Annotated in this window: 19 protein-coding genes and 2 pseudogenes; 13 read left to right on the top strand and 8 right to left on the bottom strand. The window is 67.7% G+C overall.

The window, feature by feature from the left end; all coding sequences use genetic code 11:
- Positions 1–41 precede the first annotated feature (41 nt).
- From CcI156_RS14235 to CcI156_RS14220, 4 genes are all read left to right on the top strand, one after another.
- Positions 42–1,049, top strand: coding sequence for a lysylphosphatidylglycerol synthase transmembrane domain-containing protein (locus CcI156_RS14235; RefSeq protein ID WP_011437087.1), 1,008 nt, complete (start codon positions 42–44; stop codon positions 1,047–1,049).
- 45 nt (positions 1,050–1,094) lie between these two features.
- Entirely contained in the window at positions 1,095–1,415 is a 321-nt protein-coding gene (locus CcI156_RS14230) for a multidrug efflux SMR transporter (RefSeq protein ID WP_076806170.1), read from the top strand.
- Between the two features lie 149 nt (positions 1,416–1,564).
- Entirely contained in the window at positions 1,565–2,341 is a 777-nt protein-coding gene (locus tag CcI156_RS14225) for a hypothetical protein (protein ID WP_254847432.1), read from the top strand.
- A 4-nt stretch (positions 2,342–2,345) separates the two neighbouring features.
- On the top strand, positions 2,346–3,065 hold the full coding sequence (locus CcI156_RS14220) for a hypothetical protein (RefSeq protein ID WP_076806166.1): 720 nt from the start codon (positions 2,346–2,348) through the stop codon (positions 3,063–3,065).
- 99 nt (positions 3,066–3,164) lie between these two features.
- Here the strand turns inward: CcI156_RS14220 and CcI156_RS14215 are convergent, their stop codons facing one another.
- Positions 3,165–3,590 carry a protein-tyrosine phosphatase family protein gene (locus tag CcI156_RS14215; protein WP_076806164.1) on the bottom strand — a complete coding sequence of 142 codons (426 nt, stop codon included), beginning with the start codon at positions 3,588–3,590 and terminating at the stop codon, positions 3,165–3,167.
- A 259-nt stretch (positions 3,591–3,849) separates the two neighbouring features.
- Between CcI156_RS14215 and CcI156_RS14210 the strand changes: the two are divergent.
- Both CcI156_RS14210 and CcI156_RS25705 read left to right on the top strand, forming a co-directional pair.
- Positions 3,850–4,305 (top strand): annotated as a pseudogene (locus CcI156_RS14210) (helix-turn-helix domain-containing protein); the annotation flags it as partial.
- 170 nt (positions 4,306–4,475) lie between these two features.
- Complete coding sequence (locus CcI156_RS25705) at positions 4,476–4,643, top strand: hypothetical protein (protein ID WP_157493398.1); 168 nt, start codon at positions 4,476–4,478, stop codon at positions 4,641–4,643.
- 405 nt (positions 4,644–5,048) lie between these two features.
- Here CcI156_RS25705 and CcI156_RS24120 read toward each other — a convergent pair whose 3' ends face one another.
- The 3 genes from CcI156_RS24120 to CcI156_RS14195 all read right to left on the bottom strand — a co-directional run bounded on the left by CcI156_RS24120 (position 5,049) and on the right by CcI156_RS14195 (position 8,064).
- Positions 5,049–6,584 (bottom strand): hypothetical protein, encoded by a 1,536-nt coding sequence (locus CcI156_RS24120; protein ID WP_139341507.1) that lies wholly within the window; start codon positions 6,582–6,584, stop codon positions 5,049–5,051.
- A gap of 311 nt (positions 6,585–6,895) precedes the next feature.
- The gene (locus tag CcI156_RS14200) at positions 6,896–7,423 is read right to left on the bottom strand and encodes a hypothetical protein (RefSeq protein ID WP_076806159.1); all 528 of its coding nucleotides are present in this window, start codon (positions 7,421–7,423) and stop codon (positions 6,896–6,898) included.
- A gap of 17 nt (positions 7,424–7,440) precedes the next feature.
- Positions 7,441–8,064 (bottom strand): ATP-binding protein, encoded by a 624-nt coding sequence (locus CcI156_RS14195; protein WP_011437096.1) that lies wholly within the window; start codon positions 8,062–8,064, stop codon positions 7,441–7,443.
- 487 nt (positions 8,065–8,551) lie between these two features.
- Between CcI156_RS14195 and CcI156_RS14185 the strand changes: the two genes are divergently transcribed.
- Together CcI156_RS14185 and CcI156_RS14180 are read left to right on the top strand one after the other, a co-directional pair.
- Positions 8,552–9,400, top strand: a complete 849-nt coding sequence (locus tag CcI156_RS14185) for a helix-turn-helix transcriptional regulator (RefSeq protein WP_076806155.1) — start codon at positions 8,552–8,554, stop codon at positions 9,398–9,400.
- Positions 9,397–9,600 (top strand): DUF397 domain-containing protein, encoded by a 204-nt coding sequence (locus tag CcI156_RS14180; RefSeq protein WP_011437099.1) that lies wholly within the window; start codon positions 9,397–9,399, stop codon positions 9,598–9,600. Before CcI156_RS14185 ends, CcI156_RS14180 begins: the two co-directional genes overlap by 4 nt.
- Before the next feature lie 114 nt (positions 9,601–9,714).
- On the opposite strand, the gene argS is transcribed toward CcI156_RS14180, so the two are convergent.
- The 3 genes from argS to CcI156_RS14165 form a co-directional block, all read right to left on the bottom strand.
- Positions 9,715–11,511: an arginine--tRNA ligase gene (gene argS / locus CcI156_RS14175; protein WP_076806194.1), complete on the bottom strand. Its 1,797-nt coding sequence runs from the start codon at positions 11,509–11,511 to the stop codon at positions 9,715–9,717.
- Positions 11,512–12,272: 761 nt separating this feature from the next.
- Positions 12,273–13,223 (bottom strand): class I SAM-dependent methyltransferase, encoded by a 951-nt coding sequence (locus tag CcI156_RS14170; RefSeq protein WP_076806153.1) that lies wholly within the window; start codon positions 13,221–13,223, stop codon positions 12,273–12,275.
- Positions 13,220–14,698 carry a pyridoxal-dependent decarboxylase gene (locus tag CcI156_RS14165; protein WP_254847430.1) on the bottom strand — a complete coding sequence of 493 codons (1,479 nt, stop codon included), beginning with the start codon at positions 14,696–14,698 and terminating at the stop codon, positions 13,220–13,222. Before CcI156_RS14165 ends, CcI156_RS14170 begins: the two co-directional genes overlap by 4 nt.
- 226 nt (positions 14,699–14,924) lie before the next feature.
- On the opposite strand from CcI156_RS14165, the gene CcI156_RS14160 reads away from it, so the two are divergent.
- The 5 genes from CcI156_RS14160 to CcI156_RS14135 all read left to right on the top strand — a co-directional run bounded on the left by CcI156_RS14160 (position 14,925) and on the right by CcI156_RS14135 (position 19,894).
- Positions 14,925–15,419: a nucleoside deaminase gene (locus tag CcI156_RS14160; protein WP_076806150.1), complete on the top strand. Its 495-nt coding sequence runs from the start codon at positions 14,925–14,927 to the stop codon at positions 15,417–15,419.
- 1,071 nt (positions 15,420–16,490) lie between these two features.
- Entirely contained in the window at positions 16,491–17,528 is a 1,038-nt protein-coding gene (locus tag CcI156_RS14155; protein ID WP_076806148.1) for a replication-relaxation family protein, read from the top strand.
- Between the two features lie 304 nt (positions 17,529–17,832).
- Positions 17,833–18,492 (top strand): hypothetical protein, encoded by a 660-nt coding sequence (locus tag CcI156_RS14145; protein ID WP_254847428.1) that lies wholly within the window; start codon positions 17,833–17,835, stop codon positions 18,490–18,492.
- Between the two features lie 348 nt (positions 18,493–18,840).
- Positions 18,841–19,176, top strand: a complete 336-nt coding sequence (locus tag CcI156_RS14140) for a helix-turn-helix transcriptional regulator (protein ID WP_011437108.1) — start codon at positions 18,841–18,843, stop codon at positions 19,174–19,176.
- Position 19,177: 1 nt separating this feature from the next.
- On the top strand, positions 19,178–19,894 hold the full coding sequence (locus CcI156_RS14135; RefSeq protein WP_076806146.1) for a cation transporter: 717 nt from the start codon (positions 19,178–19,180) through the stop codon (positions 19,892–19,894).
- A 31-nt stretch (positions 19,895–19,925) separates the two neighbouring features.
- Here CcI156_RS14135 and CcI156_RS14130 read toward each other — a convergent pair.
- A pseudogene (locus tag CcI156_RS14130) lies at positions 19,926–20,158 on the bottom strand (ATP-binding protein); the annotation flags it as partial.
- Between the last annotated feature and the right edge of the window lie 80 nt (positions 20,159–20,238).

The raw sequence follows: 20,238 nt of genomic DNA, 5'->3' as shown, positions 1-20,238 counted from the left end.
CACCGGCMTTCGGAGAGCCGATCTAGGCGGGGAAGGAAGACATGGTTACCTTCAGGATCGGTGCCGGTGCCCTGCGCCGGCTCGAGCTCGCCTTCAAGATCGTCTGCTTGTCCGGCATCGCCATTGCCCTGGTCTGGTTCCTTCGTGGTCTGGACGTCACCACGTTCCGGGAGAGCATCGAGGATGCGTCGCCGGTGCCCCTGCTGCTGGCCTTCGGTACCAACCTTCTGGTCCAGTACCTGCGGGCCGCCGGCTGGCGGGCGATGCTCGCGCCGCGGCACGGGATTTCCCTGCGTCGCCTGGTCCGTCTCGAACTGACGGCCCAGGCTGCGTCGACGATCTCGCCGGCGCAGGGCGGCGAGATCGTCCGCGCGTGGATGCTGAAGCGGGACTGTGGCGTCCCCGCCTCGACATCCGGCGCGCTCCTCGTTCTGGAGAAACTGTTCGGCTCGCTCGCCATGGTCGTTCTGGTGGTCGGGACTCCATGGCTGATACCGGGACTGCCCTGGTGGGTGATCGTCGCACCGTTCCTGTTCGGGGCGGTCATCTGCGTGCTGCTGCTCGTCCTTGTCCTGTTCGCGCGGCATCCGCGCGATGCGCAGCAGAGCACCTTCGTCCAGCGGGTGGCCGACGGTATGTATGTGCTGAGAAACCCCCGGCGCATGCTTGTGATCTTCTCGTTCGCGGTCCTAGGTGAGCTGGTCGACCTCGTCGCCGTGATCCTGGTGATACACGCGCTCGACATACACCTCTCCCTTGCCGAGTCCGTGCTCGTCCTGTTCCTGATTGATCTCATGAACCTGATACCCGCCGGCCCCGGCCAGTTCGGCAGTTTCGAGATCGCCGCGGTTTCCGCCGTCGAGCTGTTTCCGGTACGGCCCGAGCCGGCCCTTGCGTTTGCCCTGCTCTTCCACCTACAGCAGCAGATTCCGCAGCTTGTGATCGGGCTGCCTTTTCTCGTCCGGGTTCCGTTTGGTAGGATACGACGAGAGCCGGTCGGGACGCGAGACGACGAGTTTTCGGTCGCAAGTCCAGAAGGCCAAAGCTGAGCGCGAGCCCGGTCTTGTCGGCAAAGATTCGGACCGGAGGTCAGAGTGCGTTGGCTCCTGCTGCTCGGAGCGATCGGATCAGAGGTGATCGCCACCTCGGCGCTCAAAATGAGCGACGGGCTCAGCCGCCTGACGCCCACCGTCATCGTCGGCGTCGGCTATCTGGCCGCTTTTATCCTGCTCGGGAAAGCGATCAAGCAGCTGGAGGTGAGTACCGCCTATGCGATCTGGTCCGGGCTGGGAACCGCGGCGATCTGTCTCATCGGTGCCTTCGCATTCRGCGAGTCGTTGACCGCGGCGAAGACAGTCGGAGTGCTGCTCGTTATCGGGGGCGTCGTAGTACTCAATCTCGCGGGTGCCAGCTGAGGCCGTCCCGTCCAGCGCCCTCGGTCACGTCTGGCAACCTCGTCGTGGCTGGCCCGCACGAAGACAACAACTGCCACCTTCCAGGCGGYGCGATGCCGTGAGTGCCACGAGGAGAGTGTTCTCACGCGATGAGCAGAAAGCTCTTCTGGATGCGATCGCTKAACGAGATCGGCGTCCTGGTCAGAGCAGTGGGAATCTATCGGGATTTTGTCGCGCAGGTGTATTTTCCGGCGCAGGGTCTTTCGCGGTGGCAGCGACTGCGGTGCGCTCCCGTCCTGCTGCTCGTCGAGTACCTCGTTTACCGGGTGGACGCGGTCGCGGAGCTAACGCGGCACGCGAGTTTCGACGATGCCGACAATCGGCGGCTGGCCATTCTGGAGGCCTACAAGGAACGGTTCCGGGCCCTGCTGCGCCGCCTGCACGCGTACAACGACGCCATCGCCGCCCAGCTTGACCTCGGCGAGGAGTTCGTCCGCCTGGAGAACAAGGCGACCTCCGGCCTGGCTACCGGCCGGGAGGACGTGCTGCGCCTCGCCGAGCTGAGATCAACCGATGTCCGCCTTCTGCACCTGATGATTTTCGCGCTTACCCGGCAGTCTGTCGACGAGCAGCTGGTCGGATTGCTCTGGCCGGTGGAGGTGCTGGCCGACATCGCGAACGATCTTTCTCACTACCAGCGAGATGTCGAGAGCTCGACCTTCAACGTCCTGGATTCGTTTACCCGACTGTACGGCGCAGCGGCGCCGGYCGAACTTCGCGCCGTGATGGATCACTACGAAGCGCAGTTCCAGACGCTGCTGGCCGGGTTCCCGGCGGATCGCCGAGCGGACCTGGCGCGGCTGTGCACGCGAAGATTCAGGCCTGGAATCGATGTGATTCCGGTGCCCCGGTTGGCGGAGAAGTCCGTCGCGCCCGGGTCCGGGTGACGGGATGAGATCCGACATCACCTACATCACCGGCCTGGTCTGCGTCTCGTTCTGGGTTGTGGYCTACGCGGGTATCATCTATCGCGGCGCCCAAGAGAAGACATTCRGCATGCCGGTCGCCGCGCTCGCCGCGAACCTCTCCTGGGAGGCTGCCTACTCCTTTTTCATCGATCCGTTTGCCGATGAGATTCACCTCCTGAGCATCGTCTGGTTTGTGATCGATCTCGTTATCCTTTGGCAGGTCTGGCGGTTCGGGCCGCGGGAGTTCGAKGACAAGCTCTCCCGTCGTGGCTTCAACATGATGCTTCTCGGTGGGGTAGCGATTGCGTTCCCGGTCGTCTACCTGGGCTTCTCGGAGTTCCACGATCCGGACGGCGAGTACACCGGCTTCGGCGTCAACTTTATGATGTCGATACTGTTTGTGGCGATGCTCCTGGAGCGCGAGAGSCCGCGAGGCCAGTCGATGTACATCGCGGTGTCGAAGTTCTTCGGAACCTTCTTCGCGTGGCTGGCGACGGCCTTCACGGTCACGACTAACAAGGCCGAGCCGTGGCCGGACAGCTTCGGCTCCTTCGTCATTGACAGCGTCACACATGACACCTACCCGCTGACGAGGCTCATCAATGTTCTTTATCTAGTGACATTTCTGGTGGACATTGGGTACATCGTGACGTTGCGGCGCCATCTCATCGCGGCCAAGATGAGCCCGTGGCGACATTTCTAAGGGCGGGAGAATCCCGGCGCGCCTCGCACCGGCGGAGCCCGGCCGTGCGCTGATACGCGCCACCGGGCCTCGCCGGCTACGGCCGCCGAGCCCTGCGGCCTACTGGAAGCGGCGAACGTAGCGATGCTGCCAAGGCGTCTCCACCGCATGGCGAGCATAGTTCGTCCGTATATAGTCAACTGCCTCGCCCGGGGCGATTCCGTCGAGCACGGCGATACAGGCGAGTGCCGTTCCAGTCCGCCCTTTTCCTCCGGAACACGCAATTTCGACGCGTTCCGAGTCCGCACGCGTCCAGGCTTCGTGAATGCTGCGTGCCGCGGCCTCTCGATCGGATGGCAGCCGGAAGTCGGGCCATCGTATCCACCGACTCTCCCAGGGGACCGCAGGTGGTTGACGTCCCACGAGGTACAGTCCGAACGATGGTTCACTTCCGTCCGGAAGYGGCTGTCGCAGCCCCCTGCCGCGGATAAGCCGGCCCGACGGGAGTGCCAACACTCCCGGCGCCCCAGGTTCCCATGTCGTCATTGTTCTGATGCTAACACCACGTCCGTCGCGACAGCGGACCGGGAAGTGGCGGGCAGCGGCTCGGCCGCGACACACCGGTTGATGAAGAGCATTTCTCCCGGTCGGGTCGAGGCTCACGACCGCCACGTGGATGCACTTCAGCGCGGCGGTCTCGTTCGGGAAGTGTCCGCGGGCCCGGACCCTGCGGGGTGCCAGAAGTCGGCTTGGACCCGTGAGCTGGGGTGATGCGACGGTGCGGCAGCCGGCATAATGGTCAGTCATGTTCGTACGCCTGCTCTATCTGATCTTCGTGCGGGTGTGTGGCTGGTTGGTTATCCTCGGTCGTTCGTCGGCGTCAAAGGATATCGAGCTGCTGGTGCTGCGGCATGAGGTCGCGGTGCTGCGCCGTACCCAGCCCAAGCCCCGGTGGGACTGGGCGGACCGGGCGGTGCTCGCCGCACTGATCCGACTCCTGCCCAGAGCGCTGCGAGCGCACCGGCTGGTCACGCCCGGCACCGTCCTGCGGTGGCACCGCCGTCTGATCGTACGGACATGGACCCATCCACAGCGGATGGGTCGGCCACCGGTCGGCACGGAGATCGTGACCTTCATCGAGCGGCTCGCGACCGAGAACACGACGTGGGGCTACCAGCGGATCCAGGGCGAGCTRCTCAAACTCGGTCACCGGGTGAGTGCCTCCACGATCCGACGGGTCCTTCAGAGCAGTCGAACACCATCACCGTCTTCGGCGCCTCCGGCGGGTTGACCGAGGTGACCTCCGGATGCAGCACAGGTGCCCCCCGTGCTACCAGCCCGTTGTAATGATCGGCGTACAGGATGCCGGAGGCGACCTGCAACGCCGACCCGGAGGCGTAGCGGACCAGCTCGGGTGACTGCCAGTTCGAGGTGTGGCTGGCCTCGGCCATCGCCTGCCACAACCCGACGTACGCGGCCACGGCCCGCTGCCCGGCGATCTCGGCGGGCGAGATCGGCGACGGCGACACCGAGGGCGATGCGGTGGCGCGCGGCACGGAGGGGGCCGAGGTCGCGGCTGGCCCCGGTTCGGAGGTGTGATCCGAACTGCACGCACCCATCACAGTGACGGCCAGCAATACACCGGCCGTGGCCCACCGCGCCGGCCTGCGGCCCGTGGGGAGTTCCGAACGAGGAGCCACTGCATCCACCTCGCAACGTCCGGCGGCGGTCCGTCCCCCCTGTGCTGCGGACCGTTTCCCTCCATGCGTACCTCGCCGGAACGCCAGCGGGCCGTTCCAACTCGGAAGTGGGAACGGCAACCCAGCGCAAAATGACCCGTTATGACCACATCGTGTCTAGTCCATACGGGTGCGGGATGTGGCATAACGGGACCATTCACCGCTGGGAAATGGGGGAATGCTGGCACCGCGCCCGCCCGGCGACACCACAGAAACCGAGGGAGGCAGCCTTCTGGGCCCCCGTTTCACCGTCGACCGGCGGCGCCTACCCGTCGTCCCGGCCGAGCCGAAGGGCCTCACCCAGATCAGCTGTGGTGGGGCTTGTCGGCCAGCGTGCGGCCAGGTCGGCGTGCAACCGCCGCAGCCGTGGCAGAAGCCGGACGGACCCCGTCGCGGCGATGATCGTCGCCGCCTCGATACCGGCTGTGCCGGCGAGGTCGGGGCTGTCGGCCTGGAGGTAGGCGGCGGCTAGGTGGCAGAGGAACTCCGCCGCCCAGCCGGAGGTGCGGGCGTCGCCGAGGCCGGCGAGTCCGCGGGTGAGGCAGGCGATCGCCTCCTCGTTGGAGGCCGGGTCGTCGCGGCCGAGGTAGCGGCAGACCCAGCCGCGTTCCAACGCGTAGAACTCCGGCGTGTAGTAGTAGATCCACGCCGGGGCCGCCTCGCCGTCCGCCGCTGCGGCGGCAGCGAGATCGGCGCCCCGAGCCAGCGCCTCGACCGCCGGCCGGCGGCGGCCCGCGAGCGCGTGGGCGCGGGCTTCCTGGTGGGCGTCGTAGGCCCGCTGGCCCACCCACACCCGCTCGTCCCGCGACGCCGCCCGCGACAGGCCCACCGCGGCGTCGAGCTGGCCGAGGTGGAACGCCAGATGACCCTTGAAGCTGATTGTGGTCGCGTGCAGGGTGGTCGCGTCCACCTCGAACGCCCACTCCGCGGCCCGGTCCAGCCAGCCACGGGCCRCCGCCCACCGGCCGGTGGAGATGTGCAGCCAGCCGGCGAACTCCGCCCACTGCGCCCCGATCTCCACCAGCGGCCCCCGCACCTGCCCCGACGCCTCGCCGATCAGCCGCTCCACCTCACCCAACTGCGCCATGACCGGGACCAGTAGCCGGGCCGAACCGATCAGGTCCTCGGTCGCCCGCTGCTCGGCCAGGATCGCCGCCAACGACGCCACCACCCGACCATCCACACGGCTCGGCCGCGACACCGCACGGCGTAGCCGCTCCTGCTCGTCACCGTCGAGAAACCCGGTCTCTCCGGCGGAGGCCATGGGCTGTGGCGCGCCGCGGTTGCCCTGCTCGTGGCGGAAAAGGTCGTAGGCCATCGGCCGGGTCCGAACCGCCCCCACAGTCCCGGCAGACTGCGTGCTCCTGCGCCCCCGAGGCGCGGAATCCACCGTGTTCCGCTGCATGCGATGGAGGAGGAGCCGGTCCTGCGGGCTCAGCCGCTCCCGATCCTCAAGATCGAGGAGGCGATGAACATCGGTGCCGTACACAACGGCGAGTAGCGCGAGCACCTGCGGAGTTAGCCGTCGCCGGTYGGGGCGCGGCCAGTTCTCCACCTCGCTCAACCGCGGAGCGGTCATCACCGGTATGCCATCTGGATCGAAGCCGGTACGGGTGGCATGAGTGTTGATCTGGTTGGCGGCTTCCTGCAACGTCCATCCGAACGCATGCCGGAACGCCGCCCGAGGGCGGAGCCGGTAGCGGCGGGCGAACTCGACCGCGGCTTCCTCGTGCGTCATCCCGGCCGCCCGCATCCGCGCACGCAACTCGTTCTGCTCCACCCGCAGACTCACCCGCGCCACCCGCCCCACCTCCATCCCTCGCGGTGACCGCGCTGGAAAGTCGAACCGCACCGCTATGGATCTCTTCCACCGTAGCGGGGACAATCACCAGCCCACCGCTCCGCCGAAGCGCGCTCGGCAGCGACACCTTCTCGTCGTCGGACTGGCACAGCAGCCGTTCTCCTCGCGACCTGACAGCGCCAGGGTTCGCTTCGATCACAAGATCAGGAAAGATCGAGTTTTCGCGAAGCCTTGACACCTGCGCCAGCGGCACCCTGCCGGGGGTAGCCGCTCAAAACGGAGAGGACCGGTACGGCTACCCGGGGCAGGGGCTATGCCGGCACAGTGAGGCTCCCGGACCACGCCAGCGCGTCCGGTCGTGCCCTCGGCACCCGGGGCACGACCGCCGTGGGTTCCCGGCGGCAGTGGGGGCAGCGGGCCGGTTGGTGCGCGCACGCGATGGCGTCGATCACCAGCCGGTCCGCCGGGCGCATCCGTGCGCGGTCGTGGACGTCCACAAGGCTGTGGACGTCGGTCCCGTACACCGAGGCCAGCAGCACCAGAGCGTGCGGCGTGGGCCTGCGCCGCGCGGACGGGTACGGCCAGTTCTCCACCTCACTGAGGTGGGGAGAGGTCATCGCAGCCCGGCCCAGCGGATCGAGATYGAGATCGGCGGCGTGGGCGTTGATGTGCCCCGCGGCCTGCGTCAAACTCCACCCGTGCGCGTACCGGAACGCCGCACGGGGCCGGTACCCGTACCGCGCCATGAACTCCTCGGCGATCTCCCCGTGTGTCCTGCCCGCATCCACCAGGGCGACCCGCAGAGCGTCACGCTCCGCTCGTACGCTGATCGCGCGCATGATCGTCCCCTCTCGGGTCACGTCGCCGGGCGGCGGGCCACGCCGGTCACGGCCTCGGGCGCGCGCTGGCTGGGCGGGGGCCAGTGCCACGGGTCCAGTCCACGCAGCGCGTCCGCGACCCGCCGCAACGTCTGCGGATCGGTGCGGTAGACGACCGGGGCCGCAGGCTCCGGCACCGCCAACGGCGCCCGCGCCGGCAGCGCCACGCCAGCACCTGCTGTCTCCGGCCGCAACCCGCCCGGAACCTCCCCCCATACGACCTTTCCACCCGATTTGACCCGGTACCAGGACCATGAGCTGCACAGCGCATCCACCAGAACCAGGCCACGCCCGTCCTCGCTGAACACGTCCGGACTCTTCATCTCGGGGCCGACGTTGCTGCTGTCCCACACCTCCACCACGACCTGCCCGCGYGTGGCCGTGAGCCGCACGGCCAGCACGTCCTGCGGACGGCTCACCTTCACCGCGTTGGACGTGATCTCCCCCACAACGAGTTCGACGGTGCCCACAGTGTCGGTGTCCACTGACCAGCCCAGCAGCGTGGCAGTGGTCCTCGCGCGCACCTCGGGCACAGCGGCGGCTGTCGGAGGGAAATGCGCCACCGCCACCCGGATCACCGCCGGCTGGTCGGCCGCTGTCATGCCGAGCCCCTCGGGCTGCGGACGGCGCGCGACGGGTGTGGATGCCGGTGATCGTGATGCTCATGTGCGGGTGTACTGTCCGCTGTCGCCGTCGATGGCCTGTGGAGTGACGGCAGGTCGCAGCCCGGCAGGACGGCGAACTCAGCCCATGCCACCAGCTMACAGCGCGCGTGTGACAGACGGCGGCTGACCTTCGCGACACGATCGTCAACGGTCAGGGGAAGACGGGTAAGCGCCTGCCGCATCCGCCCGTGCGCCCACTCGTGGGCGGTATCGAAGTCAGCGAACGCCCCGAGCGGCTGCCCGTCCGCGTCCCACACCACGAAGCGGTGTCCGTCCATGGCACCTCCCGGTCTAGCATGGCTTGATGCAACGATCCACGTTGCTGCAACAGCATGCAAGAGTCTCAGGGAAACTTTGGTTGCCGTGGTGCGTGTAGCGTCCGACCTGGACGATCACCTGTGATCCGGAGTGGAGGGGCCTGCTGATGCCTCGGCGTCCACCGTCGGCGCGTGCCCGTGGGCTCGGCGCTGAACTTCGCGACCTGCGTCTCGGCCTCGGGAAGACCAGCCGCGCTGTAGCCGAAGGCTTGGGGTGGTCTCCCAGCACACTTAGCCGGCTGGAGAACGGCCTACGCGGCATCACGGTCGAAGACGTCGCGGCGCTGCTGGTCGTCTACCAGGTCACCGGTCCGGAGCGAGATCGCCTCCTCGCGCTGGCGCGGGAAGTCGACAGGCCCGGCTGGTGGGAGACCGGCCTGCCGGGACTGCCCAACCAGCTCACGGCGCTCATCGGCTTCGAGTCGCAGGCCGAGAGGATCACCGAGGTGGGCATGCTGCTTGTGCCCGGCCTGCTCCAGACCACGGAGTACGCCCGCGCCGTCATGGTCGGCGGAGACGTCCCCGCCCACGAGATCGAAGCGCGGGTGGTTACCCGACTCGGCCGGCAAGCGCTCCTGAGTCGCGCAGACCCGCCCGAGCTGCATGTGATCATTGACGAGTCCGTTCTAYGCCGCCCGGTCGGCGGCCCCGCCGTGATGGCCGCGCAGCTACAGCACATCCTCACCGCGGCATCCCGGCCCACGATCACCGTGCAGGTTCTCCTCAGCGCACTCGGGGCGCATCTCGGCACCGCCGGGTCGTTCGTGCTACTGGAGTTCCTCAAGGCGCACGCCATCGTCCACCTCGAACACCTACGCTCCAGCCTGTTCGTCGACGAACCCGGCGACGTCGCCCCGTTCATGCAGGCCCGGGATACGCTGGCACAACAGGCTCTTGACCCCACCGCATCAGCGGACCTGCTGGCATCCGTCGCAGACGAGTACCAAGGGAGGTGAGCACGACGGATCTGACCAAYGCTGAATGGCGCAAATCGAGTTACAGCGCGACGCAGACCACCTGCGTAGAGGTAGCACAGGTTGATGAAGTCGTTGCCGTCCGTGACAGCAAAGACCCCACGGGCCCGGTTCTCGTCTTCACCCCCGACGAATGGGCGGCGTTTCTAGCCGGCGTACGAGACGGCGAATTCAACCATTAGTGKCGCGACATGGTGATGCAACCAGCGAGACGATACAGGCCCACCCGATCTCAGGTGGGCCTGTATCGTTCGCGTAACGATCAAGGATCGCGCGATGTCGCTCGTGAATAACGACTACATCCGTTCCGGTGCCGCGATCCCCAGCAAATCGAGTCCTTGCCTCAAGGTCCGGGCCGTGAGGTGGCACAGAGCGAGACGGTTGGCACGGGTTGAGGGGTCGGCTTGCAAGACGGGGCAGGCTTCGTAGAAGTCGGTSAAGGCGCGGGCGAGTTCGTAGAGGTAGTTGCACAGCCGGTGGGGTTCGAGCAGGCGGGCGACTTCGGTGAGGGCGCCGCCGAAGGCATCGAGTTGGAGTGCGAGAGCGCGTTCCGCTGGGTGCAGAGCCAGGGCCACGTCGACGGTGGCCGTCATGTCGCCGGCCTTGCGGAGAATCGACTGGATACGGGTGTGGGCGTATTGGAGGTAGACGCCGGTGTTGCCGTCGAAGGAGACCATCCGGTCGACGTCGAAGACGWAGTCCTTGGTGCGGCTGGTCGACAGGTCCGCGTATTTGACCGCGCCGATACCGGCGGCCTCGGCGATGTGGTCGAGGTCGTCGTCGGTGAGGGCGTGATCTTTCTCGGCGACGGTGGCTCGCGCCTTGCCGGTCGCGGCGTCGAGRAGATCCATGAGTTTGACGGTGTCGCCGGCCCTGGTCTTGAAGGGTCGGCCGTCGGGGCCGAGGACCGTACCGAACGCGACGTGCGCGACGTCGACTGCATCGGTGAGCCAGCCGGCGCGGCGCGCGGTCTCGAACACCAGCCGGAAATGGAGGGCTTGGCGGGCGTCGACAACGTAGAGGAGCCGGTCGGCGTGCAGGTCGCGGATGCGGTAGCGGATGGTGGCCAGGTCGGTGGTGTCATAGCCGTAGCCGCCGTCGGTCTTGCGGACCATCAATGTGGCCGGGTCGCCGTCGGGGCCGGTGACTTCCTGGGAGAGGACGACCAGCGCGCCTTCGCTGTCCTGCGCGATCCCGGCCGCGGTCAGCTCGTCAACGATGTCGAGTAGGCGGTCGTTGTAGAAGGACTCGCCCGCGGAGTCCGATGGTTCGAGGAGGACGCCAAGCCGGTCGTAGATCTGCCGGAAGGCGACCTCGGACTCGGCCACGATCTCCCGCCACCGGGCGACGGTGTCCTCATCGCCAGCCTGCAACGCGACGACACGGGCCCGTGCACGGTCAGCGAACCCGGGGTCGGCGTCGAACTCCTTGCGCGCGGCCCGGTACAGGCTGTCAAGCGCGGAGACCGTCGACGTTCCAGGCGCGAGGTCGTCGCTGTGCCAGGTGGCGTCTGGATGCTCGTCAAGGTATTGGATGAGCATGCCGAACTGGGTGCCCCAGTCACCGAGATGGTTCTGTCGGATGACCTCGGCGCCGAGGAAGCCGAGCACCCGGGCGAGCGCGTCACCGATGATCGTCGTGCGCAGGTGGCCGACGTGCATCTCCTTGGCGATGTTCGGCCCGGAATAGTYGATCACGGTGCGGCGGCTCTGTTCCGGCAGGTCGATACCGAGCCGTGGGTCGGCTAGCCGCGCCGCGACCTGTGTCCAGACCGTGGCATCGGCGAGGGCCAGGTTGAGGAAGCCGGGGCCGGAAACGGTCACGTCCGCGACGGCCGTCGAGCCGTCGGCACGAAGCGCGTCCGCAACCGCGGTGGCCAGGTCGGCAGGCTTGGTGCGGGCTCGCTTCGCCAGGGCCAACGCGGCGTTGGACTGGAAGTCCGCGTGTTCCGAGGGACGCACCACCGGGTCGGCGCCGGCCGCCTCGGGCAGCACACGGTCGATCGCGGCGGATACGGCGATCTCGACCTGGTTGATGAGCGAGCGTACGGTCTGCGCGGTCACGCTGAAGTCCTCCCTGGTTCGCGTGTCCATCCTCCCAGGCGCGGGCTGTTCTCCCGCGGCGGGACGCCACAGGCGAGCCAGCAGGGCCTGACGGCGGTCAGGGTGCGCTCTGAAGCGCCTGCCGTCGAGGCTGGTCACGACACGGGCGGAGGTCAGACGGACCAGGCCACGATGCACCGTGGAGTACAGCGCCGGGTTGTCGACGTAGCCGAGGAAGTCCTCACCTGTTATGCCGCAGGGCGATGTCAGCAGCGCGTCGATCAGGTTGGCGATGGTGAACGGGGCGGGTGAGTCGAGCAGGCAGAGGGCGGCCAGGGTGATGGCACGTTCGGCTTGGGCACAGTGCCGCTGGTAGGGGCCGATCTGACCGCCGAGGAAGATGTGCTGCGTTGTCATCGCGTTGAGGATCAGGCGGAGCTTGAACACCTGCGAGTTCAGGAACCATGGCTCCACAACGACCGGGGCGATGTTCAGTCTGCCGGCGGCGTCCAGGATGAAGCCGCCGAGGGCCACGGCGATATCGACCTCCGTCGCCGTGGCATGCAGCTTCACCTCATAGGCGACCTCGGTGTCGAGCCGGAGCAGATGGGTCGCGTGGAGGGCGATCACGGCGTCTGCCAGTCGGGCACGCACGCTCTCGGACAGCGGCGGGCCGACAAACAGCAAGTCGAGATCCGCGTCGTGCGCGGCGGAACCGGCTGCGTGGGAGCCGTAGGCGATCGCGTATCCGCGCGGGCCGAGGAAYTCTGCGCGCAGTCGGCCCGCGTCCGCCAGCGCCTGCGCGATGCCAGTCACCGCTGTGACGGAAGGTGATGGTGGGGATCACCGGTGACCTGAAAGTCAATCAGGTGGATGCCGCTGGGCAGCACGACCTGACCCGACGGGCGGGTGTGTGCGTCCACGAAGGCAGTGACCTCGGCCTGAACTTCAGGATCACGGACAAGGGCTGGCATGTCCTTGAAATGCAGCCGGTTGAACCATGCCATCGCCGCATCGCGGCTGTCCGCGAGGGCGACACCGGCCGCGCGGATGTGAGTGAGATGGCCGATGGCGCGGTCCTCAGCCAGTCGCAGTTCCTCCAACAGCAGAAGGCGGGTGTACTCGCGTCCGCCATCGGGGAACGGGGCGATCCTTTCCCATGCCCAGGTCACCAGCCGCTGTTCCGGGGTCTGCGAATCGAAGAACAGAACGAGGAGATGACCGCCATCAGCGACAAGTGACAGCATGTCGCGCACCAGGCTGCCCGCCTCCCGGCGCGCCGCTCCTTGATCAGCCACCGGCTGGATCCCGTCCCCTGTCATCTCCTCGAAGAACTCACCCAGCGGGTAGCTCAGCGACCAGAACGCCCCGACCAGGTCAAACCCGCCGGCTCGGCCGTCGTCGAGCAGCCGTGACACGGCGAGCGGGATGTCGGCCTCGTGAGCCTCCGCTTCCGGGAAACGACTACGGAAGGTGTCGAGCATGGCGGCGCTGGAGTCGATCGCCACGAGCCTGCGTGCGTACGGGGCGAGCCGGGCGGTCAACCGTCCGGTGCCGCACCCGAGTTCCAGCACGTCGAGCGCTTGGCGCGGCGCACCGAAAYGCGCCTCGATGATCTGCGCGATCATGTCCCCGTCGTCTCGACCGCTGTAGTAATGCGCGGGTAGTACCGCCTCGTAGATTCCTTCGGTGCGGTAGACGGCTTTGAATCCCGGCGTGGCCGGTACGTCAATGCTCCGGCTGTCGCCTGCTGCGCCGTTCATGCCCGGTCCTCAGCGTGCTCGCTGGCTTCCCACGCCTGTCCCAGCGCGACGGCGTGGTCAAGGACACCGGTCATATGCTCGGCCTCGATATGGGGGTTGGCTGCCATGAATCGCAGCGGATAGACGGTGGCGCCCTTGCGTAGGATCCCCGCGTCGTCGCGGATGCTGAACTGATGCAGATGCCAGATACCTTCGGCCAGCATCCGCTCGTGGATCCATCGGTTGGCATGGTTGACCAGCTCGATGGCGGAGACATGATCGGTAGCGTTGGCATAGCTGACCGGTAGGTAGAGGAACGCGACCGCGAGCAGGTCCGGCTCATGCAGTCGAATCGTCCGCGGACAGRCATCGACCAGCGCGGCGAACCGCTGCGCGTTCGCAACCCGCTTCTCAGCCATCGCYGCGAGCCCTGTTCTGCCGTGCGTGCGCATCAGCATCCACAACTTCAACGACAGCCAACCCTTGGTACCGACAAACGGCGTCACCTGCCCGAACGCGAAATCCTCCTGCATGATCAGATCCGAGTAGCTGGCGATCGTTCGCAGGCTTGCTGGCGTGCGCACCAGCAACGCGGACAGCGCATGGGGCACGGCCATGACCTTGTGCGGGTCCACCGTCACGCTGTCAAACCCGGAAATTCCAGCAATCTTGTGACGGAGGTGATCGCTGAATGCGCAGAGCAGCCCCCAGCAGGCATCTGCGTGCAGCCAGATCCGTTCGTCGGCCGCGCGGGTGACATCGTGCACGCCTTGGAGGTTCTCGATCGTCTGAGTGCKACTGTCGCCGGCGTAGGCCACCACAGCCATCACTCGGCCCTGGTTCTCCGCAAGAGCCCGTTCCAATTTCGCCAGGTCGTAGCGGAAACCCGCAGTGTCGACCTCGATCAACTGGCTACCAGCGCCAATCCACGCYAGCGCGCTCTTCACACTGTAATGACCGATACCACGGGGAACGACGATCGCGAATCTGCCGGGGTCGGTCACACCACATTCCATCGTGCCAGGCGCCGCGTGCTCTCGGGCCAGCATCATCGCGACCGTGTTGCTCATCGTCCCGCCATGGGCGATGACACCACCGACATCCCACACCGTCATCACATCCTGCACGGGAGGGTTGGTGAAGCCGAGCAACTCGCGCAGCCACCGCAAGACGGTGATCTCGATGAAGGTGGCGCTCGGCGAGTCGAAGCTCTGGTTGATCAGGTTCTGCTGGGTGAACAGCGCGAGCACGCCGCCCGCGAGCGCGGCAACGTCGTCGCCTGTATCCCCGAAGCCCAGGAAGCGTGGACTCGCCTCGTTCTTGCACAGAGGCAGCACGGTGTCCGTGAACTCAGCCAGGACCTCCTCAATGCTGCTGGTGTAGTCCGGAAGCTCCGACAACAGCAGGTCGCGGATCTGGGTGGGAGGCAGCCGGGCGCGGTAGATCTCTGGCTGGAGCTTGAAGTCAAACCCCAGCTCCAGCGCGTCTGCYAGCACGCGGCGGGCTCTGCTCTCATTGGGTGACGTAGCCGGACTTCCCGCCGAGAAGATCGCCGAGGGAGCTTCCACCGTCCTCCTCACCAAGCCAGCACCTAGAAGACACAGACCATCACTATCAGTGATGATGATGGTCGTCATACTAATCGAGACTTCCCACAGCTTCCAGGCATTTCCCGCACGTCACCCGCACCCCTCCGAGGCCGGAACTGCGCCGACAGGCACAATGGGTGCCGTGCCGATCCCCACCGCCCAGTACGAACCGTGGATGCGTCGTGCTCTCAARCTGGCCACGACCCTCCCTGACCCCGGAGCCGACGACCCGCCGGTCGGGGCAGTCATCTACGGACCGGACGGKACCGAGATCGCGGCAGCACATCACGACCGCGAACGCACCGCGGATCCCACCGCCTACGCCGAGATCCTCGCGCTCCGCCAGGCAGCCCAGGCGCTCGGAACCTGGCGCCTCACCGACTGCACCCTCGTAACCACCCTCGAACCAGGCACCATGTCTGCCGGYGCGATCGTCCTCGCCCGCATACCACGCCTCATCATCGGCACCTGGGACAAATACAACGGCGCGGTCTGCTCCCTCTGGGACGTCRTGCGCGACCGTCGTCTCAACCACTTCGTTGAAGTCATCCCCGACGTGCTCAAGGACGAGTGCGACGCCTTGCTCGACTCCTACCTCGACTCGCCGAGCAACCTCGCCCGAGGCTGATCGACTGAGCCGACAACTCTCGCCGTCCCGGCGCGCCGATCAGACACCCCTTGGTCGTCGCGCAAGATCGCTGTGCAATTTGYGTGCCAGCGCGTGTAGTCACAATGGACCAGTCGGTTGGGGTCATTGATCGCTGGCATGCCGCCCAGTGGCACAGCGTCGCAGGTCAGCCCTTGGTAGGCCAGCGGGGCTTGACCTCGGCCGCGATCGTGATCAGCCGGCTCCCCACCCGGAACCCGMCGTTCACTACGCCCACAAAGCAGCGTGATCTCAGGCACAAACTCTTCGGGCTATTTGTCTTGAATGCCGTGAATGTCGACTTGCGGTTCTGTGTGTCGTCGGACCCCCCGCTCGTCTGCCAGGGGGAATGCGGGTGGGCGGCGCGGATTTTGGGCGTTGGTACAGGTCAAGCGTGTCTGACGCCCACCCGAGGTGTTCTGGATTGGCGTCGTGGGTGGGGTTCTCCCGAGGTCGTGTGCGGGGTATCGGAGGGTGGCCTGTTGGTGGTTTGGTCTCGGTCACGATCGGGGTAGCTTTCTGGGATCGTGTCGATTGCTGCCGGTATGAGGTCTTGTTGGTGCAGTTGTACCCGCGGTGCCGTCCCGTGTCCGCCACGCCTGCTGCTGAGCGTTCACGGGACGCCGGCTCACCGCCGCCGCGGGTGGCCCGTCCAATCGGGCGTTTCCTGTCGTACGGGTCTACCGGGATTGCGGTCTCGGTCAGCGCCTGGTCAGCCGGGCGGTTGCCGGCCTCGCCCGCCGACGAGGACGTGTGCCCTCGCGCGGCGGCCTGAGCGGGGCGCCGCGGGTCCCGATGTCCCGGCCGGCGTAGCCGCCTGGCGCGGACGTGCCTGTTGCGGTCGGAGGCCGGTAGTCGTCGCGTCGGTCGCGGCATCCCTCGCGCCCGGTCGGGCGGTCTGGCGTGGTGGGGACGGGCCTGCGCGCGCACCTCCGGCACCGACGGGCCCGTAGTGGCGCCTGCGCCTCCTGGTAGCCCCGCCTGTACCGCCGTGCTCCCGTCGTCCGCTCCGCCCGTCTGCAAGCCCGTCCYGCTCTTGGGAGACGCCTCCGCGTGATCACGAATCCTCCGCAGCAACGCCATCTCGGCCGCCGTACCTACGCCCGACCTGCCACCCGCACCGCCACCGGATACGACCACCTGCTCGGGTTGGCCCGCCACCTCACTGCCCGGGACCGGTGGATCACCCGCATGATCCATGAGYATCGGGTCCTGACCACCCACCAGATCGCCCAGCTCGGCTGGACGTCGCGCCGCGCGGCGAACATTCGGCTGCTGGAGCTGTACCGCTGGCGCGTCCTGGACCGTTTCCAGCCACTGGCCGTGAGTGGCCTGGCGCCCATGCACTACGTCCTCGACGTCGCCGGCGCGGCCGTGCTCGCCTACGAGGATGGCGTGGACCCGAAGAAGACCGGCTACCAGCAMGACCGGGCGAAAGGCATCGCCCATTCCCTGCACCTGGCCCACCGGGTCGCGGTCAACGAGGTGTTCACCAGCCTCGTGTACCACGCCCGCCAACCCGACACCGCCGGCACACTGACCGCCTGGTGGTCGCAGGAACGCTGCGCCGAGCACTTCGGCGACATCGTCCGTCCCGACGCCTACGGCCGCTGGACCGAACGCGGCGCCGAGGTCGAATGGTTCCTCGAACTCGACTACGGCACCGAAGCGATGCGCCGCCTCGCGGCGAAGCTCCTCGACTACCAGCAGCTCGCGACCGCAACACGGATCACGACCCCGGTCCTGTTCTGGTTTCCCACCAGCCGCCGTGAGACCGCGGCCCGCCAGGCTCTGACCCGCGCCCTGGGTGACCTTGACCGGCCCGCGCTGGTGCCTGTCGCGACGACCGCGGCCGACCTCACCGCACCGGACGACCACCTGGACCCCACCCTCGTCCGCTGGCTTCCCCTGACCCCGGCCCCGGCCGGTCCCGGCCGTTTCGCGCTGCACCAGCTCGACCAGCTCTGGCCCGACCGTTCCGCCCCCGCCCCCAAGACTGAGGACGCCGATGTCCCGGACAAGCCGGGACGGCTGCGCCCACCCCAGCCCATGCCCCCGACCGGCCTGCACGGGCAGCACACCGCCGCCTGATTCCTGCTGTCACGACGGTCCCGTCGCGCGTCCCCCCGTGACCGGGCGCGCGGCGGGACCGTTGCCGTTTCCGGGGCCATCGGGTCCGGGCCGCAGCCCGACCTCGCGGTCTGCGGCCTGGACGGTCGGGGTCTCACCCGCCCCGCATGGGGGATGAAGGGGCGGGTCCGACCCGCCCCCGGCCTGCGGCCGGGGTGCCAGGCAGGTTCGCGTCGCGCGGACGGTCGGGCCGTACCCCACCCGTATTTCGAGTGTGAGGCCGACGCAGACCTCGCCACATCCGACGGACGAGAGGACCTGGGCCGTGAACACCGACACCTGGACGCTGGTCGAGGACATCACCAGCCGTGTGCAACACGCCGTCCGCGGCGGCGACTACCCCGCGATCCTGGGCTTGCACGGCACCCAGAATCTGGTCCTCACCGACCGGCCCTATCTGATCAGTTGGGCGACGGCGCTCGCGTTCGAGATCCGCGCCGCCGCGCACRCCCAGAGCAACGCCACCCACCGGTGGGTCTTCGCCGTCCCCCAGGTCTGGTACGAGGACGGCGACCTCATCGAGGCCAGGCCCCTGTTCACCGCACCCGTGCAACCGGACGAGCAGGAAGCGATCACCTGGATGAGCTGCGACGACACCGACGGCATCGACTACGGCCGCGTCCCGTTCACCCGCCGCCCAGGCGGTGAACCCGTCTTCGACGATCCCGAGTACTTCACCAGCCCCGTCCGGCCTCTCCAGCGCACCCCGGGCGCCGCGCTGCACCGCCTGCTCACCGCGGGCATCCCCGACCTCGCCTCACACCTACCCGCCACCCCTGACCCCCACCATGGCCCGCCGTACCAGCACCGCCGCTCGCCCCGGGCAAGGTCCGAGTCCGGGCCTTGCGGCGGGTTCGGTCCGGTCCGGGTCGGGACCCGGACCGGCGGCAGCCGACGACCGGTCCGGACCCGGCGCGGGATGTGACAGCGACCATGAGCAGCAGAACCGACCGGGACGAACGCAGGTCCGCCCGCCCGCTGGGGACCACGTCCCAGGACATGCGTCCACGCCGCCGTTCCCGTGACCGGGTCAGCGGCAGTAGCTGCGGGCAGCAAGGCATGCGCGTGGACACGGCCTCACTCCCGAGTGGCTATGTCATCGACTCTGGGCACCTTTTGTCGGTGAGTGCCGACCGCGACCGATGCGGGCGTCGGAGGGTGTCGGCGAGTTCGGGCACGAGTGGTCCGGTGACTCGCTGGACGTTCGCGAAGCTGCGTGGGCCGCTCTCAGTTCATGATGTTCTGAGTTCAGGTTGAGCTGTACTCTCGGGTCGTGGCGACGATCGCTTCGGACATTGAGGTACTGGCGCGGGTCGGCCGGGCGTTGGCTGATCCGATCAGGGCCCGGCTGCTGCTGGCTCTGCGAGACAGCCCGGCGCATCCGGCTGATCTGGCGGAGGCGATGGGGATCTCCCGGAGCCGGCTGTCGAACCATCTGGCCTGTTTGCGCGGCTGCGGTCTGGTGGTCGCGGTTCCGGTCGGTCGGCGGACCCGCTATGAGCTCGCGGATGCCCGTCTCGGTCGTGCGATCGACGAGTTGCGGGCGGCGGTCATCGCCCTGAGGCAGGACACTGGCTGCCCGGACGCGGCGGAGAAGGGCTGCTGCTGAGATGGCCGTCTCGCTGCCGTGGGGTCCGTCGCCGGGYCGGCGTGACCTGCTCGCCCGGCGGATCCGGCTTCTGGTCGGGGTCACGATCGCCTATAACGTCGTCGAGGCCGTCGTCGCGTTGACGCTCGGCGCGGCGGCGTCGTCCACCGCGCTGATCGGTTTCGGTTTGGACTCGGTCATCGAGGTTTCCTCCGCGGCGGCGGTGGTCTGGCAGTTCTCCGCCTCCGATCACGCTGTGCGGGAGGCGCGGGAACRCCGCGCGCTGCGGATCATCGCGGTGTCGTTCGTGGCGCTCGCGGTCTATGTCACGGTCAACGTGGTGCGGTCCCTGACCGGCAGGCAGGACGCGGACGGTTCGGTGCCGGGGATCGTCCTGGCCGCGGTGTCGCTGGCGGTGATGCCGTTCCTGTCCGCCGCGCAGCGCCGGACTGGCCGGGAACTCGGTTCCGCCTCCGCGGTGGCGGACTCGAAGCAGACCCTGCTGTGTACCTATCTGTCCGCGGTCCTGCTCGCGGGTCTCCTCCTCAACGCCACCCTCGGCTGGTCCTGGGCGGACCCTCTCGCAGCTTTGGTGATCGCGGTGATCGCGGTGAAGGAAGGCCGTGACGCGTGGCGCGGCGACGTCTGYTGTCCCACCCCGCCGCCGTCATCCGTCCCCGGGGCCGGTGGGCAGCCGGCCAGGTGCGGATGCGCACCGGGCTGCGTCTGTTGCGGCTGACGCTGCTCCTGGCACTCAGGGGCCGGGTCGTTCAGTGAGTGTCGGCGGTGCGGGCGCGGGTCTGCGCGAGGCGGTAGGAGTCGGTGCCGGTTTCGAGGATGGTGCCGCAGAAGGTGAGGCGGTCGACGATGGCGGCGCAGAGGCGGGGGTCGGTGAACGTCTTGGTCCAGCCTCCGAAGCTTTCGTCGAAGGCGATCGCGACGCTGGCTTTCTCCTCGCGTTCAGTCAGACCTGGAAGAGGAGTTCGGAGCCACGCCGGTCGAGCGGGAAAAGAGCGGAAACGCCTGGCGGGCGTGAAAGAATGACCGGCGACGCATCGACCTCCCCACCGCTGGACCGGCCGG

The sequence above is a fragment of the Frankia sp. CcI156 genome (assembly GCF_001983015.1).
GTDB lineage: Bacteria > Actinomycetota > Actinomycetes > Frankiales > Frankiaceae > Frankia > Frankia casuarinae.
This window is presented reverse-complemented; position numbering and strand designations above follow the sequence as displayed.